General features: G+C 70.6%; 6 protein-coding genes. 3 read left to right on the top strand and 3 right to left on the bottom strand.

Annotated features, from left to right (window positions below; all coding sequences use genetic code 11):
- Positions 1-93 precede the first annotated feature (93 nt).
- Both ABZX85_RS20000 and ABZX85_RS19995 read right to left on the bottom strand, forming a co-directional pair.
- Positions 94-717, bottom strand: coding sequence for a Hint domain-containing protein (locus tag ABZX85_RS20000; protein WP_355869930.1), 624 nt, complete (start codon positions 715-717; stop codon positions 94-96).
- A 690-nt stretch (positions 718-1,407) separates the two neighbouring features.
- Positions 1,408-2,067 carry a PH domain-containing protein gene (locus ABZX85_RS19995; RefSeq protein ID WP_355869927.1) on the bottom strand — a complete coding sequence of 220 codons (660 nt, stop codon included), beginning with the start codon at positions 2,065-2,067 and terminating at the stop codon, positions 1,408-1,410.
- Positions 2,068-2,205: 138 nt separating this feature from the next.
- Between ABZX85_RS19995 and deoC the strand changes: the two genes are divergently transcribed.
- The 3 genes from deoC to ABZX85_RS19980 are packed head-to-tail and all read left to right on the top strand — an operon-like array spanning position 2,206 to position 5,531.
- On the top strand, positions 2,206-3,180 hold the full coding sequence (deoC, locus tag ABZX85_RS19990) for a deoxyribose-phosphate aldolase (protein WP_355869925.1): 975 nt from the start codon (positions 2,206-2,208) through the stop codon (positions 3,178-3,180).
- A gap of 6 nt (positions 3,181-3,186) precedes the next feature.
- Positions 3,187-4,638 carry an aldehyde dehydrogenase family protein gene (locus tag ABZX85_RS19985; RefSeq protein ID WP_355869922.1) on the top strand — a complete coding sequence of 484 codons (1,452 nt, stop codon included), beginning with the start codon at positions 3,187-3,189 and terminating at the stop codon, positions 4,636-4,638.
- Between the two features lie 2 nt (positions 4,639-4,640).
- Positions 4,641-5,531, top strand: a complete 891-nt coding sequence (locus ABZX85_RS19980; RefSeq protein WP_355869919.1) for an aldehyde dehydrogenase family protein — start codon at positions 4,641-4,643, stop codon at positions 5,529-5,531.
- Positions 5,532-5,604: 73 nt separating this feature from the next.
- On the opposite strand, the gene ABZX85_RS19975 is transcribed toward ABZX85_RS19980, so the two are convergent.
- Positions 5,605-6,012, bottom strand: coding sequence for a hypothetical protein (locus tag ABZX85_RS19975; protein WP_355869916.1), 408 nt, complete (start codon positions 6,010-6,012; stop codon positions 5,605-5,607).
- Positions 6,013-6,157: the final 145 nt, after the last annotated feature.

Genomic DNA, 6,157 nt, shown 5'->3' with positions numbered 1-6,157 from the left:
ATAATCCGCCGACTCACCCGAGACCGACCCGCCACCCGCCAAGGACCCCGACCACTACGAAAAATCACCCCGTAACCCGATCTCAGACACGCTCTAAGCAGGAGTAGCCTCTCCGCCCTGAAGAGCCTGCCCCGCCTTGATATCCCCTGCCTGCGTCCACCTGTTCTCGCTGGCCTCGCAGAACTGGTGATGCTTCGTCGTCTGGATCATCTTCGGCCCCGACTTCGTCTCGACGACGATATCGACGTAGTCACGGTCCGTCTTGGTGACGATCACTTCCTTGACACGGTGCTTCTCCTGCTCCTTCTTGCCCGGCTCGGCCGTCAGGACGTAGTCGCCGGCCTTGACCTCGGAGATCGGCTTCACCGTGCCGCCCGCCATCAGGACACCGGTCAGCCCGGTGAAACTGTGCGGAACCGGCGGAGCCCCTGGCACACGGCACGAACCGCCGGCCGACGGCGCCTCCTCCGTGGCCGCCTTCTGCTTCCCCTTCGCCCCGTACTTACTGAGGGCCGCCCCGAACAGACCCCCCGTCAACGCCCCGAACGTCGCCGCCTTCGCGACCCCGCTCCCGGAGCACCCCTCCTCACTCGCCGCACAGGACGTCCCGTACCCGACCGCCCCCTCGGCCCCACCACCGGCCGCCCCCATGGCCGCGCCCTGGGCCACCTTCCCGCCGGCGCCCGCCAGCAGACGCCCCACCGCACCTGAGGCCATGCCACCCGCAGCCCCGGCGAGGGCGCCGGTGAGGCCGCCGATCGCCGCCGCGCCCAGGGACTTGGGACCCGTCGCTCATCAGGTGGCCCACGCCGTTGGCAGCCGCCCGGGCGAGCGTCCCGCAGCCCACCACACCCACACCTCGCGTTGTCGACGGACAACTCCCCGGTGACAGGCACATAGGTGACGCGCGCGCGGGTCTCCTTCGACGCCTGCTGCATGCCGTCCCACACGGTCGCCGCGACCGTCCCGCGCGCGATGCCGTCCTCCCCGGTCAGCAGGCACGCGTCGAAGTCCCGGTACTCCCGCGCACGAGTGTCGGGGGGAGTGGTCTCGGCCCGCTCGTCGCCTCCGCCGCCGAACAGTGCGAACCCCGCCGTGCCGAGTACGACGAGCGTCGCCGCGCCGGCGGCCCGGCGCCAGTACGTCCGCAGCGGTCCGGCGACGGCACCGAGCACCCGTGCCCCGCGTCCGGGTACGACACGCGCCGCCCCGCCTTTGCCACGCCAATGCCGCCGAGTCTTCACCGGTACCCCCCGTACGTCTCAAGTAGCTGGCTACACCACTCCCCCGCAGGTATGTCGTACACACATACGAGGAGACCGCCGTACGACGCGACAGAGGCGAGCGCCGCGGATTACCCCACGACCGGCAGGCTCACCACGCCCCGTACACCCACCACGCCGCACATCACCCCACCGCCAACAGAATCGCCAGCACCACAGCCCCCGCCACGATCGGCCCCAGCACCTCCCACGCCCACCGCACGCTCACCTCGGTGGCCGCGCCCTCGGACTCGTTCCCCGGCCGGTACCCCTCGTGAAGTTCGCGCAGGTCGGCCATGGAGCGATCGCCGGAGGCGAGTGGGTCGCCGGGTTCCGTGGGCTGCCAGCTGGTGCTGAGCCCGGAGAGGGCGGCGCCCCGGCCGGAGGCTCCCCGGGCCAGCCGCCGAGCGGCCTTCTTGCGGCCCCGCAGGGAGACCGGGATGGCCCAGAGCTGGAACTTGTCGCCCGCGTTGCTGACCGCCTCGTTCGTGTAGGCGGAGCGGACCACCGCGACCTGCGGCCACGGCAGCACGATCACCCGGAAGGGGTTGCGGATGCGCAGGCGCTCCTCGTTGGCGTACACCGCGGGGCGGATCGTGAAGGCGACGACCAGGGGCACCGCCAGCAGCAGCACGGCGAGCGCCAGCCACGGCGTACGCCCGTGCCCGACGACGACCGCGTCGATGCCGAGCCAGCCGCCGATGCCGAGCAGGAGGACCCCGCCGACGATGCCGGCGGGTGAGCGGTAGACGCGGTCCGGGTATGTGGGACCGGAGGGCTGCGGCTCGTGCGCGGGACTCGTCATGCGCCCGATTCTGCCCGAAGGGCTCCCCCGGACCACCTCACACCCCTGTCAGGGATACCCGTAGTCCTCGGCCGGCCCCGGTAAGGCCCACCGGCCCTATACATCCGCTACGCGCGTAGATATGCTCATGTGGTGACCATGCCCACCACTGCACCCTCCGCTGCGCCTCCTGCCGCCGCCTCGGCGCTGGCCGACGTCGCCGCGTCCGACAGCACGCTGCGCCGCTTCCTGCACGGCCTGCCCGGTGTCGACGCGGTCGGCCTGGAGGCGCGCGCCGCCTCGCTCGGCACCCGTTCGATCAAGACCACCGCGAAGGCGTACGCCATCGACCTGGCCATTTCCATGGTCGACCTGACGACGCTGGAAGGCGCGGACACCCCCGGCAAGGTCCGGGCGCTCGGCGCGAAGGCCGTCCACCCCGACCCGACCGACCGGACGACGCCCGCGACGGCGGCCGTCTGCGTGTACCCGGACATGGTCGCGACCGCGAAGGCGGCCGTCGCCGGTTCCGGTGTGAAGGTCGCCTCCGTCGCCACCGCCTTCCCGGCCGGCCGCGCCGCGCTCGACGTCAAGCTGGCCGACGTCCGCGACGCCGTCTCCGCCGGTGCCGACGAGATCGACATGGTCATCGACCGGGGCGCGTTCCTCGCCGGGAACTACCTGAAGGTGTACGACGAGATCGTGGCCGTGAAGGAGGCGTCCGGCGCGGCCCGGCTCAAGGTCATCTTCGAGACCGGCGAGCTGTCGACGTACGACAACATCCGGCGCGCGAGCTGGCTGGGCATGATCGCGGGCGCGGACTTCATCAAGACGTCCACCGGCAAGGTCGCCGTCAACGCCACCCCCGCGAACACCCTGTTGATGCTGGAGGCGGTGCGTGACTTCCGCGCGCAGACCGGCGTCCAGGTGGGCGTGAAGCCCGCGGGCGGCATCCGTACGACGAAGGACGCGGTCAAGTTCCTCGTCCTGGTGAACGAGACGGCCGGCGAGGACTGGCTCGACAACCACTGGTTCCGCTTCGGTGCCTCCTCCCTCCTCAACGACCTGCTGATGCAGCGTCAGAAGCTGGCCACCGGCCGCTACTCCGGCCCCGACTACGTGACGGTGGACTGATCCCCCATGGTTTTCGAGTACGCACCCGCACCCGAGTCCCGCTCGGTCGTCGACATCGCACCGTCCTACGGCCTGTTCATCGACGGCGAGTTCACCGACGCGGCGGACGGCAAGGTCTTCAAGTCCGTCTCCCCCAGCACCGAAGAGGTCCTCGCCGAGGTCGCGCAGGCCGGTGAGGCCGACGTCGACCGCGCGGTCAAGGCCGCCCGCAAGGCGTTCGAGAAGTGGTCCGCGCTGCCCGGCTCGGAGCGCGCGAAGTACCTGTTCCGGATCGCCCGCATCATCCAGGAGCGCAGCCGCGAACTGGCCGTCCTGGAGACGCTGGACAACGGCAAGCCGATCAAGGAGACCCGGGACGCCGATCTCCCCCTCGTCGCCGCGCACTTCTTCTACTACGCCGGCTGGGCCGACAAGCTGGACCACGCGGGCTACGGCGCGAACCCGCAGCCGCTCGGCGTCGCCGGTCAGGTCATCCCGTGGAACTTCCCGCTGCTGATGCTGGCGTGGAAGATCGCTCCGGCTCTCGCGACCGGCAACACGGTCGTCCTGAAGCCCGCGGAGACGACCCCCCTCTCGGCGCTGTTCTTCGCCGACATCTGCCGTCAGGCCGGTCTCCCCAAGGGTGTCGTCAACATCCTTACGGGGTACGGCGATTCGGGCGCCGCGCTGGTCGCGCACCCGGACGTGAACAAGGTCGCCTTCACCGGCTCCACGGCCGTCGGCAAGGAGATCGCGCGGACCGTCGCCGGTACCGACAAGAAGCTGACGCTCGAACTCGGCGGCAAGGGCGCGAACATCGTCTTCGACGACGCCCCGATCGACCAGGCCGTCGAGGGCATCGTCAGCGGCATCTTCTTCAACCAGGGCCAAGTCTGCTGCGCCGGAAGCCGGTTGCTGGTCCAGGAGTCGATCCAGGACGAGCTGCTGGACGCGCTGAAGCGGCGTCTCTCCACGCTGCGCCTCGGTGACCCGCTGGACAAGAACACGGACATCGGCGCGATCAACTCCGCCGAACAGCTCGCCAGGATCACGGCGTTGGCGGAGCAGGGCGAGGCGGAGGGTGCCGAGCGCTGGTCGCCGGCCTGCGAACTCCCGTCCTCCGGTTACTGGTTCGCGCCGACGCTGTTCACGAACGTCACCCAGGCGCACACGATCGCGCGGGACGAGATCTTCGGCCCGGTGCTGTCGGTCCTCACCTTCCGCACGCCGGACGAGGCGGTCGCCAAGGCCAACAACACGCAGTACGGCCTGTCCGCCGGCATCTGGACCGACAAGGGGTCCCGCATCCTCGCCGTGGCGAGCAAGCTGCGCGCGGGCGTCGTCTGGTCCAACACGTTCAACAAGTTCGACCCGACCTCGCCGTTCGGCGGTTACAAGGAGTCGGGTTACGGCCGCGAGGGCGGTCGCCACGGCCTGGAGGCGTACCTCGCCCCGTCGAGCCCGAAGGGCGAGCGATAAAGATGAGCACTGCTGATCGGCTCAGTGTCTTCAAGACCTACAAGCTGTACGTCGGCGGGAAGTTCCCGCGTTCCGAGAGCGGCCGGGTGTACGAGGTGACGGACTCGAAGGGCAACTGGCTGGCCAACGCGCCCCGTTCGAGCCGCAAGGACGCGCGCGACGCGGTCGTGGCCGCCCGTAAGGCGTTCGGCGGCTGGTCGGGCGCGACCGCGTACAACCGGGGTCAGATCCTGTACCGCGTCGCCGAGATGCTGGAGGGCCGCCGCGAGCAGTTCGTCCGCGAGGTCGCCGAGGCGGAGGGGCTCTCCAAGTCGAAGGCGGCGGCGCAGGTCGACGCGGCGATCGACCGGTGGGTCTGGCACGCGGGCTGGACGGACAAGATCGCGCAGCTGGCCGGCGGCGCGAACCCGGTCGCGGGGCCGTACTTCAACCTGTCGACCCCCGAACCCACGGGTGTCGTAGCGGTGTTGGCCCCGCAGGGCTCCTCGTTCCTCGGCCTGGTCTCGGTGATCGCCCCCGCGATCGCCACCGGCAACACCACGGTCGTCGTCACCTCCGAGCACCACCCGCTCCCCGCGCTCTCGTTGGGCGAGGTCCTCGCAACCTCCGATCTCCCGGGCGGAGTTGTGAACCTCCTCTCCGGCAGCACCAAGGAGATCGCCCCCACCCTCGCCTCCCACCAGGACGTCAACGCGATCGATCTCGCGGGCGCGGACGAGGAGTTGGCGAAGGAGCTGGAGATCGCCGCGGCCGACAACCTCAAGCGCGTCCTCCGTCCACAGCCTGTGGACTGGGCCGACGCCCAGGGCACCGCCCGCCTGACCGCCTTCCTGGAGACGAAGACGGTCTGGCACACGACGGGGTCGCTGGGGGCGTCGGGGTCGGCGTACTGACGCTTCGGGTGACATCGGGGCCGCACATCGTCCGCACGACGAGGCGCGGCCCTTCGTCATCCCTTCACCACCCTCACCCCTTGAGCAACCCCGACACCTGCCCCACCACCGGCAGCGACCCGATCGACTGCGCCTGCGCCACCGGCCCGGTCAGCGCCTGCGTGGCGACCGGCTGGAAGTCGGCGAGCTGGGTGGCCGCGCCGTTGTCGAGGGGGTCGACGCCGGTGCCCGCGAGGGGGTTGGGCTTGAGGGCGGTGACGGCGCCGGTGGCGTAGGGGAGGGCCGTCAGGGCGCCCTGGAGGCCCGCCTGGGGGTCCATGTGGCCGAGGGCGGAGGGGTTCGTGCGGACGGCGTCGACGACCGGCGCGTCGGCCGCCGCGGCGACACCCGCGCCGGCGCCGAGGGCGACCCCGGCGGTCGCGAGGGCGGCCAGTGCGCGGCGGGCGGTTGAAGCGGAGGGAACGTTTTCGTGCTGAGGCATCTCACTGCCACCTTTTCGATGCGGGGAGTAATCAGATCGACGCAGAGGGTAGTTGAAGTGCGCCGCGCGCATCAAAGACGACCCGCGAAGGTGTGACGCGCGCTTCAAAGGCACCCCGCGGACTCGTCCCGATCACCCCCCATGC

This window comes from Streptomyces sp. NPDC004539 (assembly GCF_040610055.1).
Classification (GTDB): Bacteria; Actinomycetota; Actinomycetes; order Streptomycetales; family Streptomycetaceae; genus Streptomyces.
This window is presented reverse-complemented; position numbering and strand designations above follow the sequence as displayed.

Coding starts and splice junctions, on each gene's coding strand:
- ABZX85_RS19985 (WP_355869922.1), top strand. CDS start 3,187: ATGGTTTTCGAGTACGCACCCGCACCCGAGTCCCGCTCGGTCGTCGAC.
- ABZX85_RS20000 (WP_355869930.1), bottom strand. CDS start 717: ATGGCCTCAGGTGCGGTGGGGCGTCTGCTGGCGGGCGCCGGCGGGAAG.
- ABZX85_RS19995 (WP_355869927.1), bottom strand. CDS start 2,067: ATGACGAGTCCCGCGCACGAGCCGCAGCCCTCCGGTCCCACATACCCG.
- deoC (WP_355869925.1), top strand. CDS start 2,206: ATGCCCACCACTGCACCCTCCGCTGCGCCTCCTGCCGCCGCCTCGGCG.
- ABZX85_RS19975 (WP_355869916.1), bottom strand. CDS start 6,012: ATGCCTCAGCACGAAAACGTTCCCTCCGCTTCAACCGCCCGCCGCGCA.
- ABZX85_RS19980 (WP_355869919.1), top strand. CDS start 4,641: ATGAGCACTGCTGATCGGCTCAGTGTCTTCAAGACCTACAAGCTGTAC.